Raw genomic sequence first — 17,025 nt, forward strand, 5'->3', positions numbered from 1 at the left:
AAAAGCGTTTTCTGCCGATAGATCGAGACATAATTTACCTAAATATAATGATGCTAATTGTAGATTTAATACCATCAGAGAGTGATGGATGTTTGAGCGTGTTGCTTGATAGAGAAATGTATAGCGAGAACGTTGAGAGGAGAGGTTATTGCTAGTTTTTTCTAAAATCCAAAGTGAAAAGATAAGATGAAAGCGGTTAATGATGCCGCTTTCATCAATAAAATCTTATAGAGCTACAACGTTTGCAGCTTGAAGGCCTTTCTGGCCTTGCTCTACTTCAAAAGACACTTTTTGGCCTTCTGCTAGAGTTTTGAAACCTTCAGATGCGATAGCACGGAAATGAACGAATACGTCAGCACCACCATTTTCTTGAGCTAGGAAGCCGAAGCCTTTCTCTTCGTTAAACCATTTTACTGTGCCGTTTACTTTGTTAGACATGATGTGTCCCTTATATAAATTTAAAATTGTTGCGATGCGCTGATGGGCTGGAATTATTTAATGTATCGATGAAGCTTAGGGAAACACTGAGGATGACGACAATAACGAAGAGATTCTGAGAGTTTTACTTTTACAACTGGATATTTCATTTAATAACTCTGAACAACAGAGCGGCGCCAGTATGGGGCTTATAAAACACCTTGTAAAGGGTTATTTTTAATGTTGTACGATTTAGTGAAGGGAATTGCACACTCGCTGACTACACCTGCTCAAACCCGCAGCAATAAAAAACGGCTCTGGAGAGCCGTTTTGGGAATGACTTGAGCTATGCTCGCTTCTTAACTTGATGCGCAATATTGTCGAGCTCGATATCAGTTTTCGCTCGACAAATACAAGGCAGGATTTCATTACCTTGTGTATATGCCATTGCAAACCCTACATATTCCACTTCTCCCGAAACCAGTGTACAGCGGCAAGCGCCACAGTGCCCGTCTCGACAGTTGTATTCAGGTTCTAACCCTGCTTGCTCCATAGTCTCTAAGACTGTGTTTGAAGGGTTAGACTCTATAGTGGTGATAGAGTTTATCTTAATGGTTGGCATTAAAGTTCGAAGCCCTCGAAGTCGTCTGCGTTTACTTCATTGTCGATTTGACCGACAAGGTAAGAACTGATCTCTGCTTCTTGTGGTGCAACCTGTACATTATCAGATGATAACCAAGCGTTAATCCAAGGAATTGGATTCGATGTAGCTTCTGGATAAGCTGCATCAAGACCAACTGCCTGCATACGAACGTTCGAGATATATTCAACGTATTGGCACAGGATATCTTTGTTAAGACCGATCATAGAGCCGTCTTTGAATAGGTATTCTGCCCACTCTTTTTCTTGCTCTGCCGCTTCTTTGAATAGGTCGAAACAGTCTTGCTTACATTCTTCAGCGATTTGCATGAATGAGAAATCGTCTTGCCCGTTACGAAGCAGGTTAATCATGTGCTGAGTACCGGTTAAGTGCAGCGCTTCATCACGAGCAATCAGCTTGATGATTTTCGCGTTACCTTCCATCAGTTCACGCTCTGCGAACGCAAACGAACAAGCGAAACTCACGTAGAAACGAATCGCTTCTAGTGCGTTTACTGACATCAGACATAGGTACAGCTTCTTCTTCAGGTCGTACAAGTTAACTTTAACTTCTTCGCCTTTGATGTTGTGCGTACCTTCACCGAAGCGGTGGTAGTCGTTTGTCGCTTGAATCAGATCATCGTAGTAGTGTGCGATGTCCTTCGCACGCTTTAGGATGTGTTCGTTTTCAACGATATCGTCAAAAACCACACCTGGATCGTTCACTATGTTACGGATGATGTGCGTGTAAGAACGAGAGTGGATAGTCTCAGAGAATGACCATGTCTCGATCCATGTTTCTAGCTCTGGAAGTGACACGAGCGGTAGCAGAGCAACGTTCGGGCTACGACCTTGAATCGAGTCTAGAAGCGTTTGGTACTTCAGGTTACTGATGAAAATGTGTTTTTCATGCTCTGGCAATTTGTTGTAGTCAATTCGATCGCTTGATACATCTACTTCTTCTGGACGCCAAAAGAAGGAAAGCTGTTTCTCAATCAGCTTTTCAAAAATCTCAAATTTTTGTTGGTCATAACGCGCAACGTTCACTGGTTGACCTAGGAACATTGGTTCTTTTAATGCGTTATTCTTTGTTTGGGTAAAAGTACTGTAAGCCATTGTGCTGCAATCCTTTTTAAGCCCCTCCGTTTAAGGGAAGGGCGAGAAAATCTTAACTTGTTTACTGCGAGATATTAAATCTTACAGCCGCCGCCTGCGCAATCGTCATCTTGCTCAACTACTACTACAGATTTGTCGCTTTGGTCGTCTTTCGCACCGTCGCGAGTGTTATGGTAGTAAAGTGTCTTCACGCCATATTTATACGCAGTAAGCAGGTCTTGAAGCAATTTCTTCATCGGCACTTTGCCGCTTTCGTAAACGCTAGGGTCATAGTTAGTATTTGCAGAGATCGCTTGGTCAACGAATTTCTGCATGATACCTACTAGATGCAAGTAACCGTCGTTGTTGCCGATGTTCCAAAGTAGTTCGTAGTTCTCTTTTAGATTAGCGAAGTCTGGAACAACCTGTTTCAGGATACCGTCTTTTGATGCTTTCACTGAAACGTAGCCACGAGGTGGTTCAATACCATTAGTCGCGTTAGAAATCTGAGAGGAAGTCTCAGATGGCATTAGCGCCGTCAGTGTTGAGTTACGTAGACCAAATTCCATGATTTCAGAACGTAGTGCATCCCAATCATAGTGCAGTGGCTCGTCACATACTAAATCGACATCATTCTTGTAAGTGTCGATAGGTAATAGACCTTTCGCATAGTTTGTCTCATGGAACGATGGGCAACGACCTTGCTCTTTCGCCAGTTCGACAGACGCTTTTAGCAAGTGGTATTGAATCGCTTCAAATGTACGGTGAGTAAGGTTATTTGCAGAACCGTCAGAGTACTTAACACCATTTTTCGCAAGGTAGTAAGCATAGTTAATGACACCGACACCCAGCGTACGACGATTCATCGTAGACTTATAAGCCGCTGGTAATGGATAGTCTTGATAATCAAGTAGAGCATCAAGAGCACGAACCACTAGGTCCGATAGATCTTTTAGGTCATCGAGCTCGTTGATTGCACCAAGGTTAAATGCCGAAAGTGTACATAGCGCGATTTCACCTGAGTCGTCTTCTACGTTTGACAATGGCTTAGTTGGCAGTGCGATTTCTAAACATAGGTTAGATTGGCGAACTGGCGCAACTTTCGAATCGAATGGGCTGTGCGTATTACAATGGTCTACGTTTTGAATGTAGATACGACCTGTAGAAGCACGCTCTTGCATCAGTAGAGAGAATAGCTCTACCGCTTTAACGGTTTCTTTCTTAATTGATGGATCGTTTTCGTACTTAACGTATAGACGCTCAAACTCATCTTGATCTTCAAAGAACGCGTCATATAGACCTGGTACGTCTGAAGGCGAGAATAGAGTGATGTTGCCACCTTGAACTAGTCGAGCATACATGAGTTTGTTCAGCTGAACGCCGTAATCCATGTGACGTACACGGTTTTCTTCTACACCACGGTTGTTCTTAAGAACAAGTAGTGATTGTACTTCGCCATGCCACATAGGGTAGAACACAGTTGCTGCGCCACCACGAACACCACCTTGCGAGCAGCATTTAACCGCTGTTTGGAAGTACTTGTAGAATGGGATACAACCAGTATGGAATGCTTCGCCTCCACGGATTTCAGAACCCAGCGCGCGAATACGACCGGCATTGATGCCGATACCAGCACGTTGCGAAACGTAACGAACAATTGAGCTTGCTGTTGCGTTAATAGAATCTAGGCTATCGCCACATTCAATCAGTACGCACGAGCTAAATTGGCGCGTAGGAGTACGAACACCTGACATAATAGGTGTTGGTAGAGAAATCTTGAATGTTGATGTTGCATCATAAAAGCGCTTGATATAGTCAAGACGAGTCGCTTTTGGATACTTAGCGAATAGGCAAGCCGCTACCAGGATGTAGAGGAACTGTGCACTTTCGTAAATCTGACCAGAAACACGGTTTTGAACGAAGTACTTACCTTCAAGCTGTTTTACGGCAGCATATGAGAAGTCGTGATCTCGAGTGTGGTCGATATAGCTATCCAACTCATCTAATTCAGACTTAGTGTAATCTTCCAATAGATGTGCATCGTACTTGCCCATCTCTACCATTTTAGAAACATGGTCAAATAGCGCTGGTGGCTCATATTGGCCATAAGCTTTTTTACGAAGGTGGAAGATAGCTAAACGCGCAGCTAGATATTGATAGTCTGGTGCATCTTCTGAAATCAAATCTGCAGCAGACTTGATAATAGTTTCGTGGATATCTGACGTAGTAATACCATCATAAAACTGGATGTGAGCCTTGAGTTCTACCTGAGATACAGAAACGTTGTTAAGCCCTTCTGCAGCCCATGCGATGACGCGATGGATTTTTTCGAGATCGATACTTTCTTTGCGGCCATTACGCTTAGTAACGGTAAGTTGTTGGTTCATTCTGAGGTGTTCCCTAACAAAACAATATGAAGCTTCGCTTTTATGAAATTTTGTTGAGTCTTAGCGATAGCTTCGTGATCAATGTCACCCTATACGTTTCGGCTTCCAACACAAGATATAGGGGTCATCTTAACTACGAGTTACAAGATAGTGCTATAGCGGGAGATTTTCAAGTTTGAGAAATTGAATGTCTTGTGGATAACTAGGGGAAAGAAAAATTTCAGTTAGTAGATACTTACCACTGAAGATAGACCTGACTTAGTAGTGAAATTTGCGTGCTAGCAGATTGGTTTTGTTTTAAACAAAGACGAAAAAAAATTCCTTGATCTTTGCCAAATTTTGGTTGTTATTCTTTAGCTCAATAAAACTGCGATATCGGCACACAAAATCAGCGAAAGTGTCTTGTTTTTGTAAATGATTTGTGTGTGAAAATTAACGAAGCTGAGTGCCAATTAACCGAAGGAAATTGGCACTAGATATAGAGGAACTTAAAGCGACTTTTCGGTGAACACGATGTAGTTCACATCGACACGATTACCCAGTTTATAGCTATCGGTTAGTGGATTATAGAGAAGTCCTGTAATCCCTTTCTCCGTAAGGTCAGTTTTATCGATCATCTTGATAAGTTCTGAAGGCTTGATGAATTTGTCATGTGAGTGTGTGCCATCTGGAACTATTTTAAGCAGCTTCTCTGCACCAACGATAGCAAATAAGTAAGACTGCAAGTTGCGGTTAAGGGTGGAGAAGAACACTTGGCCACCAGGCTTAACCAGTTTTGAACATGATGCGATGACTGATGCAGGATCTGGCACGTGTTCTAGCATTTCCATACACGTTACGACATCATATTTGCCTGCGTTTTCAGCGGCGTGCTGTTCTACTGTACTTTGCACATAGGTCAGTTTGGTGCCTGTTTCTAATGCATGCAGCCTGGCGACTTCAAGCGGCTCTTTACCCATGTCTAACCCTGTAACTTCAGCACCTTGTTTCGCCATACTTTCTGCAAGGATACCGCCGCCACAACCTACATCAAGAACGGTTTTACCAAACAAGCAATTGGCCTTTTCTAAAACATAATTGAGTCTGAGAGGGTTGATTTGATGTAGTGGTTTGAACTCACCTTCAAGATCCCACCAGCGACTTGCCATCTCTTCAAATTTCTTAATTTCGTTGAGGTCTACGTTTTGTTGCTTATCCATATATGCCAAGAGTTTTGTTCCAAGGTTGCGACGCAGTATACCGCAAATTGGATTGGGAAATATCTTCTCGTAGGCAGAATCCTCAGAATTCTTTATCCAGCACACTATTTATCTGATTAATTGACGGTTTTTTCGCCGATTTTCAGAGTCATAGATTGGAAATGTGCAAATTGTGGACGTTTGAATCGCAACCAAGGTCACAACATGATAAAAGCGAAGGGAAAGTGATGCCGAACACGGTATTAATGTGTTATATTTTGTCACCTTATACGTATCGAGTATACGATCAAAATATAGAGGGATATTGGCTCTATGAGCGATCTAGCTAAAGAGATCACGCCCGTAAACATTGAAGATGAGCTGAGAGGCTCTTATCTCGACTACGCGATGTCAGTTATCGTGGGTCGTGCTCTTCCAGATGTGCGTGATGGTCTAAAACCTGTTCACCGCCGCGTTTTGTTCGCGATGAATGTTCTAGGTAATGATTGGAATAAACCATATAAAAAGTCTGCCCGTGTGGTCGGCGATGTAATCGGTAAGTATCACCCACACGGTGATAGTGCGGTATACGACACCATCGTTCGTATGGCGCAGCCTTTCTCACTTCGCTACATGTTGGTCGATGGTCAAGGTAACTTCGGCTCGATTGACGGCGACTCTGCGGCGGCAATGCGTTATACCGAAGTCCGCATGGCGAAAATCGCTCATGAGTTGCTAGCGGATCTAGACAAAGAGACGGTTGACTACGTTCCTAACTATGATGGAACGGAACAAATTCCAGCCGTACTACCGACAAAAATTCCAAACCTTTTGGTTAATGGTGCGTCAGGTATCGCTGTAGGTATGGCGACAAACATTCCACCACATAACTTAAACGAAGTTATTGATGGCTGTTTGGCATACATCAAGAATGAAGACATCACGATTGACGAGCTCATGGATTACATCCCGGGCCCAGATTTCCCGACAGCGGCACTGATCAGTGGTCGTAAAGGCATCATCGATGCTTACAAGACGGGTCGTGGTAAGGTCTACATGCGTTCTAAAGCAGAGATCGAAGAAGACAAGAATGGTAAAGAAACCATCATTGTTACCGAGATCCCTTATCAGGTGAACAAAGCTCGCTTAATCGAAAAGATTGCAGAGCTAGTTAAAGATAAGAAAGTAGAAGGCATTAGCGCACTACGTGATGAGTCTGATAAAGATGGTATGCGCATTGTGATCGAATGTAAGCGTGATGCAGTAGGTGAAGTGGTTCTAAACAACCTGTACTCACAGACTCAGCTGCAAACGACATTCGGCATCAACATGGTTGCCCTAAACAATGGCCAGCCACAGCTGTTCAATCTTAAGGACATGCTGAAGTGCTTCGTTGATCACCGCCGTGAGGTTGTAACTCGTCGTACTATCTTCGAACTTCGTAAAGCAAGAGACCGTGCTCACATTCTAGAAGCGCTATCTCTAGCACTTGCGAACATTGATGAAGTTATTGAACTTATCAAGAACGCACCAACACCAGCTGAAGCAAAAGTAGGCCTGGTTTCTCGCGGTTGGGAGCTAGGTAGCGTAGCTTCTATGCTAGAGCGTGCTGGTACCGATGCAGCTCGTCCAGATTGGCTAGAAGACCAATACGGTATTCGTGACGGTCTGTACTACCTAACGGAGCAACAAGCTCAAGCGATTCTCGAACTTCGCCTACACCGTTTAACTGGTCTAGAGCACGAGAAGATTCTTGATGAGTACAAAGCACTTCTAGAAGAAATTGCAGAACTGATGCACATTCTTGCAAGCACAGAGCGCTTGATGGAAGTGATCACCGAAGAACTTGAACTAGTTCAAGCAACATACGGTGATGAGCGTCGTAGTGAAATCACAGCGGCGGTTCACGACATTGATATGGAAGAGCTAATCGCTCGTGAAGATGTAGTGGTCACTTTGTCTCACGAAGGTTATGTGAAGTATCAAATCCTAAGCGACTACGAAGCACAGCGTCGTGGTGGTAAAGGTAAGAGTGCGACTAAGATGAAGGAAGAGGATTACATCGAGCGTCTGCTTGTTGCAAATACTCACGACAATATCTTGTGCTTCTCTACGCGCGGTAAGACTTACCGTCTGAAAGTGTATCAATTGCCACTCGCAAGTCGTACTGCTCGTGGTAAGCCTATCGTTAACATTCTTCCACTAGAAGAAGGTGAGCGTATTACGGCGATTCTTCCTGTAAGTGAATTTAGCCCAGAGAAATTTATCTTTATGGCGACTGGTGACGGTACCGTTAAGAAGACTTCTCTAGACCAATTCTCTAACGTTCGTGCAAACGGCCTAATTGCTGTAAACCTACGTGATGATGATTCGCTAATCGGCGTTGATATTACCGATGGTCAAAGTGACATCATGCTGTTCTCGAAGCAAGGTAAAGTAGTTCGATTCAGCGAAGACAAAGTACGTGCTATGGGTCGTACTGCGGCAGGTGTCCGTGGTATGAAACTGGCAGATGAAGACCAAGTGGTGTCGTTGATTGTTCCTTCTAACCAAGGTGACATTCTAACCGTGACACAAAATGGTTACGGCAAGCGTACTGAACTTGAAGAATACCCAACGAAAGGTCGTGCAACACAAGGTGTTGTATCTATCAAAGTTTCTGAGCGAAACGGTCCAGTCGTTGGCGCGATTCAAGTTGAAGAAGGCGACGAAATGATGATGATCACTGACGCAGGAACGCTAGTTCGTACTCGCGTTGCTGAAGTGAGTCAAGTTGGTCGTAATACTCAAGGTGTTACGCTTATCCGCACCGCGTCTGACGAGTCAGTCGTTGGTTTGCAGCGTATTGATGAAGTCGAAGAGTTAGAGTTGCCAGAGGGCGAAGAAGTTGAAGCAAATGCAGAGACTCAAGCGCCAGAATCTGGAGATTTAGCTGCTGACGACTCAGCGGCTGACGATTCTGCTACTGAAGAGTAATCAACATTTGTAGTGAAAAACCTGTCTCAATGAGACAGGTTTTTTTTCGTCTCTAGAACGTTCAGAGTTGCTGTTTGACTAAATCGATTGTTGTGTTGGGATTTTTATAATCAATGGGTAGCTCAACAAGGATGTCATCATGGGCTAAAAATAAAGAAGGAAAGCTGTTACCGCCAATGCTACGAGCAAATCTTATCTCTTCCGAAAGCTGCTGACTTATCTCAGCTGAAAGAAAGTCATGTCTAAATGCTTCAATATCTAGTCCAACCTGTATAGCTAAGTCGAAAAGTACTTCTGACTCACTCGGATTCTTTGCTTCAAGATAATACGCCTGCTGTATAGCACGATACATGTCTTGTTCGGACTGCTGCTTACGTGCAGCCAGCACCGCGCGGCAGGCTGGGTAAGTGGAGCGTTTAGGCGTATTTAAGGTCCAAAAATCATGATTAAACTCAGTGCCTAAATAACTTTCGATTTTGCGCCAATAAGAGGCGATTTGAGTTTGCATTTCTGATGGCATTGGTACGTTGGAGTCGGGGGCTAAGCCTCCGAGTACGTATTGAATGTCTAGTTGGTCATCCAGCTGTGTCTTAATCAAATTCCAAGTAGGTGCATAACCCCAGCACCATGAGCACATCGGGTCATAAACATAATACAGTTTCGCAGCTTTACTCATAAGATCATCCTTGTCTCTCGCTAAACGAAGAGTGTAATTGTTCACCTTATCATGAAAAATTGTCTTATAACCCACACTTGTTTGATTTAACACCTAGACTGGTATTTTTGATAGTGTAAATTATTCTCATTATCAATGTGAGGTGTTGAAATGAAGAGTATTACTATTTTTGGTGCAAGCAGTGGCCTTGGCTTGGCTGCTGTTCGCTATTTTGCAAGTCAAGGAGTGGAAGTTATTGGCGTTGCAAGAGACCCGAAAAAGACCGACGAACTGGCCAGCTTGTGCGTTCAATTAATTGCTTGTGATGCAACTAAACAGCCGGATGTCGAGGCAGCGGTGGAATGTCTTCCGAAAGACACCGTAGTGTTGTCAACCATGGGCAGCTTTAGAGCCGAAGTACCTGTCGATTATCTCGGACACCGTCACTTGATAGACGCACTGGAGACAAAAGGTATTGAACGCTTCCTGTTGGTTACTTCATTAGGATGTGGAGATTCATGGAAGTTTCTTTCGGAGCGAGCGAAGGTAGGCTTTGGGGCAGCGGTAAGGGAGAAGTCCTTAGCTGAAGCTTGGTTAGCCAGCAGTCAACTGGAATACACAGTATTGAGACCCGGTGGATTGAAAGACGGGGAGGTGACAAATTGTGGGGAGTTATCGCAAGGAGTTGAAGTACATGGTGCAATCACTCGAAGTGAAGTCGCTCGCCTTGCACATCAAATTTTGTTGAACGAGGCGTCAATTGGTCAGATATACCAGTGTGTTGATCCGACGGTGAATTATAACTAAAGGAAATTTTCTACAGAAATACACGAGGCTCATCAACATGTCGATGAGCTTCATTGATTATCTGTAATGCTACTCTACTCGGGTGTGATTGAGTGCGTAATTCCAAACACGATAAAAGTAAAATACATAGCCGATCCCTAATGTCAGTATTGAAATAACAAACCAGAGCAATACATGACCTAAGTCGCTAAATAGATCGATATCACAGTCCATTCTTCGCTCTCTGCCGGATTCATCAATGACGTAAGTGCGATTAATGATGAACTTGGAAAATGAATAAGGGAAGAAAAACAGCGCGATGCCAAACGTGACAATGCTGAGAATTAACCAGATGAGCAAGTGGCCTAGAATGTCAAAGATAGCGACATCTGCTCGTAATCTCATAAGAGTACCTTATCGTAAATTAAATATGGCTTTCAACACTGAAAGCCATTTGAGGTTTATTGGGTGAGAGTTTGTTCTTGTATAACGGAATTATAGCGCTCAAAGCCCTGCTTGAGATCGTTAATCAGATCATCAATGCTTTCCAGCCCAATGTGAAGTCTAATTAGCGTCCCTTCAAAATTAGGGTTGGCTACCGTTCGTAATGAATTGAAGCTACTTGGTTCATTTGCCAACACTAAGCTTTCGAATCCACCCCAAGAATAACCCATACTAAAGTGCTTCATACCATCCAAAAATGCCGTTGTTGCTTTGGTATTACTGGTCTGAAGGATAAAGCTAAATAGCCCATTGCCGCCGGTGAAATCTCGGTGGAAATATTCACTGCCAGGGCATGTATCTAGGGCAGGGTGACGCACATGGTCGACTTCGGCACGCGTTGCTAACCACTTCGCAACTTGCAAACTGTTCTCTGCATGTTGGCGCAGCCGCACATCAAGCGTGCGAATGCCACGAAGTCCTAAGTAGGCATCATCTGGAGAAACACATTGTCCCATCAGATAGCTTTGTTCACGCAATTGATCCCAGTACTTTTCGTGAGTCACTGCCGTACCCAGCATAACGTCGGAGTGACCAACGATGTATTTAGTAGCTGCTTGAATAGAAACATCGACCCCGTGTTCAAAAGGTGAGAAATTCACACCAGCGCCCCAAGTATTATCAAGCATGACGATAATATCGGTTTCGTGTGCGATCTTAGCCATCAAAGGAACATCTTGAACTTCCATTGTGATAGAGCCAGGTGATTCCAAAAATAGAATTTTGGTATTGGGCTGAATCAGTTCACGAATGCCTTCACCAATCATCGGATCATAGTAGGTCGTTTCTACCCCCATTTTCTTCATGATTGAATCACAAAAATCGCGCGTTGGTTCGTAGCAAGTATCCACCATCAGGATATGATCACCAGTCTCAACAAACGACAAAATGGCGTTAGAGATAGCGGCCGTGCCACATGGGTAGAGCGCGCATCCAACACCACCTTCAATTTCAGTCATAGCATCTTGAAAGGCAAAGTGTGTGTTAGTGCCTCTGCGTCCGTAGAACAGTGTCTTGTTGGCTCGGTTGATGGTGGCGTGCTTTTTTTCCGCCACGGTGTCAAAGACAACGGTAGAAGCTCGTTGTACAGGCGGGTTAACTACGCCGTTAGTCCATTTCTTACTGCGGCCAGCAGTTACAAATTTGGTGGTCTTGCTTTCTGACATTTAGATTCCCTGTCTTAGCCTTGAACTTTCGTGTAGGAAGGCGAGTTTTTAAAAGAGGATAGACGCAATAAAACACGAAGGCTAAAGAGTTTCAAGTCTTTAGCCTTCATAAAACGTTGTCGGGTAGGAGTGAAATCTAAGGTCAGAGCAGTGGGTTGAAGAGATAAAATAGTCTTTCAAAAAATCTATGATAAATACTTCTTTGCTTCCACACGCTGTAGTCGACTAACTCCGAGCGCTGAATATAGCTCGATTGTAGCTGGTGCATCTCTTTGGTGAAGCTTGGATCTTCCACAGCAAGGGTCACTTCAAAGTTAAGCCACAAGCTGCGCATGTCCATATTGACGGTTCCCACTAAGCAAAAGAGCTCGTCGATAACAACCGACTTAGTATGCAGTAAACCGCCATCAAACTCGTAGATTTTGACACCAGCGGAAAGTAAGTCAGTGTAAAATGCGCGTGATGCCCATTTCACCATAATCGAGTCGTTATTCTTCGGGATAATGAGCTCAACGTTGACCCCTCGTTGTGCGGTTGTTTTGATCGTTTCCAACAAATCAGCACTAGGTACAAAATAAGGTGTGGTGATTCTTACCGACTCTTCTGCCTGATGCATTGCGAGGGTGAGGACTTGCCCAATTAACTGGTCTGGCATACCTGGCCCAGACGGTACGACCTGAACTGGTTTAGAGTCTTTAGGGATCTCTATAGCGCATTCGGGTTGAGCTGGTAGCTGTCGATCGCCTGTTTCTACTTCCCAGTCCCAACAATGTATTGCAGACAGCACATTGACTGTAGGACCTTCGATACGGACCATAATATCAATCCATTGGCCCACGCCGGAGTTTTGCTTGAAGTAAGCGGGGTCGACCATGTTCATTGAGCCGGTGTAAGCGACTTCATCGTCTATAACGATGATTTTTCTGTGCTGACGGAGATCTAAGCGACGTAGGAAAATACGCCAAGGAGACACTTCTAGCCCTTCGACCAGTTCAATACCCGCATCACGCATCATTTGTGCCCAATGACTCTTTTTGAAGAACGTGGGGCTACCGGCGGAGTCAAGAAGGACTTTAACGTCTACACCGCGTTTGGCGGCTTGTATGAGCGCTGATGCAACCGAATCCGCTAATCCACCTGGATACCAAATGTAGAACACCATACGAATGCTCTCTTTGGCTTGCTCAATATCTTTGATCACTGATAACAGGATCTCTTGTGGTGTAGTTTGTAGCTGAAGTTGATTACCACATAGAGCTGGAATGCCCATTCTGTTGTTACACAGATGGTCGATTTTCGAAATATGAGTGCCTAACCCATCGGTAACATGTGCGTTGCAGTCATTCAGTTGATAAAACCAGTCACCAAATGGATGGAACATTTCCCTAGCTCGATCTGCTCGCTTTCTACCTAGGTTAAGCTCACCAAACATGAAGTAACATAAGACCCCAACGACTGGGATGATGTATATCACCATTAACCAAGCGAGAGAAACGCTGACGGCGCGGCGTTTTAGTACAACGCGCAAAGTGACACCAGCCACTAGAACCCAATAAAGTCCGATGCCTGCGAGAGTAAGAAAGTGGTATACCTTGTCCATTATGCCTCGATAGAAAGACGCTTTCGCAAATAATAAGCTCAGAATCAAGTATTTGGAATAGTTAGTTGCCTGTCAAATACAACCTGTTACACAAGCCATAAAAATTAATGAAATAGGTAATTTCTATACAAATCGGCGTTGTTTTGATGACGATGTTATTAATATCGAAGCACGGCATACCAAGTCGTAAGAGAATAGGAGAGTTGCTTAGTTGAGGGGTTTACAGTTGATGGAATAAACCGCAAACTATCGGCAAAGCGAATGGAAAATGGCCAGTTGGAAGTTTGGCGCTTCCAATTTTAAAGATAAGCTGTTTTACTTGCTATATCGCTCTTGGATATAAATTCCATATGAAGTGTAAACTAAAGATTACACTTCATATGTTTAAAAGCAAAAGATCGTGAGCACAGGGATAGGCTGCCAATCAAAGGCAGCTTTTTTGTGCGCCAAAATCATCTCATGGACAGCCGCAAACTCGTCTAGTTAATAGACACATATGGTACATACTGATGGCAAGTTCCGATAGAGGCCAATTCTCTTCTCGCTTTGGTTTTATTATGGCTGCTGCTGGTTCAGCAGTGGGTTTAGGTAATGTTTGGGGGTTCCCGACACAAACAGCCAGTAATGGCGGGGCCGCATTCCTCCTTATCTATCTTTTGATGATGGCTCTACTTGCTTTCCCAATGCTTGTCGCTGAGCTTACAATTGGTCGATATGGGCAATCTAACCCCATCGGATCACTACGAAAGATTTGGACAAATAATCGTTTATTAGCGGTGTTTTTTGGTACCACTGCTATGCTAACTGCATCAATGATCTTGAGCTTTTACGCCATCTTAGCTGGCTGGTTAATTGGCTTTGGAATCTCTCCAATTATGAAGTTAATTGGCTTACAGCAGTTTTCTGAATGGTTAATCACCTTTGGAACAGGACGCAACGTCCTCTTGACCGTCATATTTATGTTGATGACAGTGTTTGTGGTACGCCGTGGTGTCGCAGATGGTATCGAAAAATGGTCATCACGATTGATGCCAGTTTTGTTTGCACTGTTTTTGGTTCTCATTATCTACATTTTCACTCAAGACGGTGCTCTCGATGGGTTAAGAATGTACCTCGTTCCTAACTGGGAGCATGTAAATGGGGGATTGGTCGTTAACGCTATGGGGCAAGCATTTTTCTCCCTGTCGCTCGGCGTTGGTGCGATGATGGTTTATGGTTCTTATCTAAGTAAAGATGTCAATATTCCCAAAACGGCGGGTCAAGTCGCCATAATTGATACTGGTGTAGCGTTTTTTGCTGGTTTACTAATTCTTCCTGCAATGTTCGTTGCAAAAGCAAATGGTGTGCAGATCTTCAGTGAAACAGGTCAGCTGATCAGTTCAGGAAATCTTGTATTTACGGTCTTACCAAGTTTGTTTGACTCAATGGGATTAGTGGGAGAGGTGGTTGGTGTCGCCTTCTTCGCTTTAATGGTGATCGCTGCCTTGACGTCATCTATCGCTATGTTGGAAGTACCAGTATCGTGTTTGCAAGAAGAATTAAAAATCAAGCGAGAGAAGTCAGCCATTATTCTGGGTGCTGCTATTCTTTTGTTCAGCGTGCTCATCGCTGCGAATTTCGATACGCTATTTGATTGGGTAGCTACAGCGTCAACCATGTATATGCAGCCATTGTTGGGAGTGGTTTGGGCTGTGGTTATTGGTTGGGTTTGGAGTCGGAATGCTCTGCTTAAAGAAATTCAACAAGGCAACCCAGAGATCGAGAAAACTTGGTTTTGGCGTATTTGGCCTGTTTACGTCAAAGTGGTTTGTCCTATCGCCATCATAATGGTGTTTGCTTACCCATTCTTGTAAGCAATCTACACATTATCGCAAACTAGAAGCTGCTCATTGAGCAGCTTTTGTGTATTATCCCTGCCCATTATTCCTTAGCGATAAGGCATCGTATGTTCGATATTCATTATGAAAATGAGGACTTTGTTGTCATCAACAAATATCCAGGAGTGAGCGTTCATAAAGATGATGGCGACACTATGTTGGTGTCGGACGTTGCAATTGCTATTGGCGCATCGTCACTTCATCTGGTCCATCGACTCGATAAAATGACATCGGGATTACTGATATTAGCCAAACGAGCTGAAGTCGCGGCACAGTTTTCACGCTTATTTGAGCAACGCGACATAGACAAGTATTACCTAGCTATAGGCAGTAAAAAGCCAAAGAAAAAGCAAGGGACGATAATTGGCGATATGGAGCGCTCAAGACGCTCGTCTTGGAAGTTGGTTAATTCAAAGAATAATCCAGCGGTGACACAGTTTTTTTCTGCTGCAGCAGAAAACGGTGAACGGGTCTTTTTGTGTAAGCCGCTGTCCGGCAAAACACACCAAATTCGTGTTGCATTGAAGTCGATTGGTTCTCCAATTAAAGGCGATGCTATCTATAACACGAGTGACAGTTCTGATCGTGGCTATTTACATGCCTATGCGCTGCGCTTTGAGCTAAGTGGTGAGTTGTTTCAGTTTAGGTGTGACCCGCGAGAGGGTTCTCTTGGGGAAAAATGGCGCTCAGCAGAAGTTGAGGACGCTATCGATAAATGGTCACAACCGTGGGAGTTAGCATGGCCGAAAAAATAGAACAGACAAACAGCGAAAACGAGGCGATGCAAGCTAGCCAGTTAGGTGTATTCTTTGAGCAAATCTCAATTGGGCTGTCTCAATCCAATGCAGAGGTAAGACGTCTTTTTCACGGTAGAGGAAAGTGCTGGCCAGGTTTGGAGCAATTAACTTGTGATTGGGCATCTAATCAGTTGCTGGTGAATTTGTTCAAGCCCGTTGATGAGACGTTTATGGCTGTGCTCACGCAAGGGCTTGAGGATTTATCAACTAGCGAACTTTGGCAACAAGTGCAAGGCAAGTCGATTGTCTTACAGCACCGGTACAGTGATGGCGCACCAACAGAAGTCTTATGGGGTGAGCTTGACCAAAGACCAGTTGTCTCAGAGCTAGGTTGTAAATATCAACTCGATATTGGTCGCAACCAAAACTTTGGACTTTTCCTTGATATGAGAAATGGTCGGGAGTGGGTCAAAGACCGTGCTGCTGGAAAGCGAGTCCTTAACCTTTTTGCCTACACATGTGGATTCTCCGTTGCAGCAATTGAAGGTGGGGCAGAACATGTGGTTAACGTTGATATGGCGCGCGCGTCGTTAAATAAAGGACGCGATAATCACCGATTAAATGACCATGACACGTCTAAAGTAACCTTTATGGCGCACGATATCTTTAAGTCGTGGGGGAAGATCAAAAAGCACGGACCCTATGACATCATTGTTATCGATCCTCCGTCGTTCCAAAAAGGGAGTTTTGCCTTGACTAAGGATTACAAAAAGATCTTACGACGTTTGCCTGAACTGTTGAATAAGCAAGGTGAGGTGATGGCGTGTGTGAACTCTCCTAGTGTTACACCAAGCTTTCTGATTGACAGCATGAAAGAAGAAGCACCAACACTTGCTTATATTGAGCGATTAGCTAATCCATCAGAGTTTGCTGATAAAGATGACGATGCCAGTTTGAAGGTATTACTCTTTCGCTAAATAAACTTAAAATAAAAAACGGCACGTTGCGTGC

Annotated in this window: 14 protein-coding genes; 5 read left to right on the forward strand and 9 right to left on the reverse strand. The window is 43.9% G+C overall.

The genetic code is table 11. From position 1 onward, the window contains the following. Positions 1–225: 225 nt before the first annotated feature. The 5 genes from cspE to ubiG form a co-directional block, all read right to left on the reverse strand. Complete coding sequence (cspE, locus tag HOP38_RS06115) at positions 226–438, reverse strand: transcription antiterminator/RNA stability regulator CspE (RefSeq protein ID WP_006073927.1); 213 nt, start codon at positions 436–438, stop codon at positions 226–228. A 325-nt stretch (positions 439–763) separates the two neighbouring features. Continuing rightward, positions 764–1,039 (reverse strand): class I ribonucleotide reductase maintenance protein YfaE, encoded by a 276-nt coding sequence (yfaE, locus tag HOP38_RS06120; RefSeq protein WP_006073928.1) that lies wholly within the window; start codon positions 1,037–1,039, stop codon positions 764–766. After that, positions 1,039–2,172, reverse strand: coding sequence for a class Ia ribonucleoside-diphosphate reductase subunit beta (gene nrdB, locus HOP38_RS06125; RefSeq protein WP_006073932.1), 1,134 nt, complete (start codon positions 2,170–2,172; stop codon positions 1,039–1,041). The genes yfaE and nrdB overlap by 1 nt, the downstream gene beginning before the upstream one ends. Positions 2,173–2,246: 74 nt before the next feature. Next, on the reverse strand, positions 2,247–4,538 hold the full coding sequence (gene nrdA, locus HOP38_RS06130) for a class 1a ribonucleoside-diphosphate reductase subunit alpha (protein ID WP_006073933.1): 2,292 nt from the start codon (positions 4,536–4,538) through the stop codon (positions 2,247–2,249). A 488-nt stretch (positions 4,539–5,026) separates the two neighbouring features. After that, positions 5,027–5,737: a bifunctional 2-polyprenyl-6-hydroxyphenol methylase/3-demethylubiquinol 3-O-methyltransferase UbiG gene (ubiG, locus tag HOP38_RS06135; RefSeq protein WP_198557666.1), complete on the reverse strand. Its 711-nt coding sequence runs from the start codon at positions 5,735–5,737 to the stop codon at positions 5,027–5,029. Between the two features lie 312 nt (positions 5,738–6,049). Between ubiG and gyrA the strand changes: the two genes are divergently transcribed. Continuing rightward, entirely contained in the window at positions 6,050–8,692 is a 2,643-nt protein-coding gene (gyrA, locus tag HOP38_RS06140; protein WP_031494648.1) for a DNA topoisomerase (ATP-hydrolyzing) subunit A, read from the forward strand. Between the two features lie 61 nt (positions 8,693–8,753). On the opposite strand, the gene HOP38_RS06145 is transcribed toward gyrA, so the two are convergent. After that, a complete protein-coding gene (locus HOP38_RS06145) occupies positions 8,754–9,368 on the reverse strand; it encodes a DsbA family protein (RefSeq protein WP_198557667.1) in 615 nt (204 codons plus the stop codon). Between the two features lie 150 nt (positions 9,369–9,518). Here HOP38_RS06145 and HOP38_RS06150 point away from each other — a divergent pair, with 150 nt between their 5' ends. Then, a complete protein-coding gene (locus HOP38_RS06150) occupies positions 9,519–10,154 on the forward strand; it encodes an SDR family NAD(P)-dependent oxidoreductase (protein WP_198557668.1) in 636 nt (211 codons plus the stop codon). 69 nt (positions 10,155–10,223) lie between these two features. On the opposite strand, the gene HOP38_RS06155 is transcribed toward HOP38_RS06150, so the two are convergent. From HOP38_RS06155 to cls, 3 genes are all read right to left on the reverse strand, one after another. Then, on the reverse strand, positions 10,224–10,538 hold the full coding sequence (locus tag HOP38_RS06155; RefSeq protein ID WP_006072214.1) for a DUF6693 family protein: 315 nt from the start codon (positions 10,536–10,538) through the stop codon (positions 10,224–10,226). Positions 10,539–10,594: 56 nt separating this feature from the next. Then, entirely contained in the window at positions 10,595–11,800 is a 1,206-nt protein-coding gene (locus HOP38_RS06160; RefSeq protein WP_198557669.1) for a cystathionine beta-lyase, read from the reverse strand. A 142-nt stretch (positions 11,801–11,942) separates the two neighbouring features. Next, on the reverse strand, positions 11,943–13,400 hold the full coding sequence (cls, locus tag HOP38_RS06165) for a cardiolipin synthase (protein ID WP_038228207.1): 1,458 nt from the start codon (positions 13,398–13,400) through the stop codon (positions 11,943–11,945). Between the two features lie 509 nt (positions 13,401–13,909). Between cls and HOP38_RS06170 the strand changes: the two genes are divergently transcribed. The 3 genes from HOP38_RS06170 (at position 13,910) to HOP38_RS06180 (ending at position 16,991) form a co-directional block, all read left to right on the forward strand. Next, a complete protein-coding gene (locus HOP38_RS06170; RefSeq protein WP_198557670.1) occupies positions 13,910–15,253 on the forward strand; it encodes a sodium-dependent transporter in 1,344 nt (447 codons plus the stop codon). A 92-nt stretch (positions 15,254–15,345) separates the two neighbouring features. Further along, the gene (locus tag HOP38_RS06175; protein ID WP_006072220.1) at positions 15,346–16,032 is read left to right on the forward strand and encodes a TIGR01621 family pseudouridine synthase; all 687 of its coding nucleotides are present in this window, start codon (positions 15,346–15,348) and stop codon (positions 16,030–16,032) included. Positions 16,033–16,058: 26 nt separating this feature from the next. After that, positions 16,059–16,991: a class I SAM-dependent methyltransferase gene (locus HOP38_RS06180; protein ID WP_038222543.1), complete on the forward strand. Its 933-nt coding sequence runs from the start codon at positions 16,059–16,061 to the stop codon at positions 16,989–16,991. The last annotated feature ends 34 nt before the right edge of the window (positions 16,992–17,025 follow it).

The organism is Vibrio mediterranei (assembly GCF_013364395.1).
Lineage (GTDB): Bacteria > Pseudomonadota > Gammaproteobacteria > Enterobacterales > Vibrionaceae > Vibrio > Vibrio mediterranei.

Coding starts and splice junctions, on each gene's coding strand:
- cspE (WP_006073927.1), bottom strand. CDS start 438: ATGTCTAACAAAGTAAACGGCACAGTAAAATGGTTTAACGAAGAGAAA.
- yfaE (WP_006073928.1), bottom strand. CDS start 1,039: ATGCCAACCATTAAGATAAACTCTATCACCACTATAGAGTCTAACCCT.
- nrdB (WP_006073932.1), bottom strand. CDS start 2,172: ATGGCTTACAGTACTTTTACCCAAACAAAGAATAACGCATTAAAAGAA.
- nrdA (WP_006073933.1), bottom strand. CDS start 4,538: ATGAACCAACAACTTACCGTTACTAAGCGTAATGGCCGCAAAGAAAGT.
- ubiG (WP_198557666.1), bottom strand. CDS start 5,737: ATGGATAAGCAACAAAACGTAGACCTCAACGAAATTAAGAAATTTGAA.
- gyrA (WP_031494648.1), top strand. CDS start 6,050: ATGAGCGATCTAGCTAAAGAGATCACGCCCGTAAACATTGAAGATGAG.
- HOP38_RS06145 (WP_198557667.1), bottom strand. CDS start 9,368: ATGAGTAAAGCTGCGAAACTGTATTATGTTTATGACCCGATGTGCTCA.
- HOP38_RS06150 (WP_198557668.1), top strand. CDS start 9,519: ATGAAGAGTATTACTATTTTTGGTGCAAGCAGTGGCCTTGGCTTGGCT.
- HOP38_RS06155 (WP_006072214.1), bottom strand. CDS start 10,538: ATGAGATTACGAGCAGATGTCGCTATCTTTGACATTCTAGGCCACTTG.
- HOP38_RS06160 (WP_198557669.1), bottom strand. CDS start 11,800: ATGTCAGAAAGCAAGACCACCAAATTTGTAACTGCTGGCCGCAGTAAG.
- cls (WP_038228207.1), bottom strand. CDS start 13,400: ATGGACAAGGTATACCACTTTCTTACTCTCGCAGGCATCGGACTTTAT.
- HOP38_RS06170 (WP_198557670.1), top strand. CDS start 13,910: ATGGCAAGTTCCGATAGAGGCCAATTCTCTTCTCGCTTTGGTTTTATT.
- HOP38_RS06175 (WP_006072220.1), top strand. CDS start 15,346: ATGTTCGATATTCATTATGAAAATGAGGACTTTGTTGTCATCAACAAA.
- HOP38_RS06180 (WP_038222543.1), top strand. CDS start 16,059: ATGCAAGCTAGCCAGTTAGGTGTATTCTTTGAGCAAATCTCAATTGGG.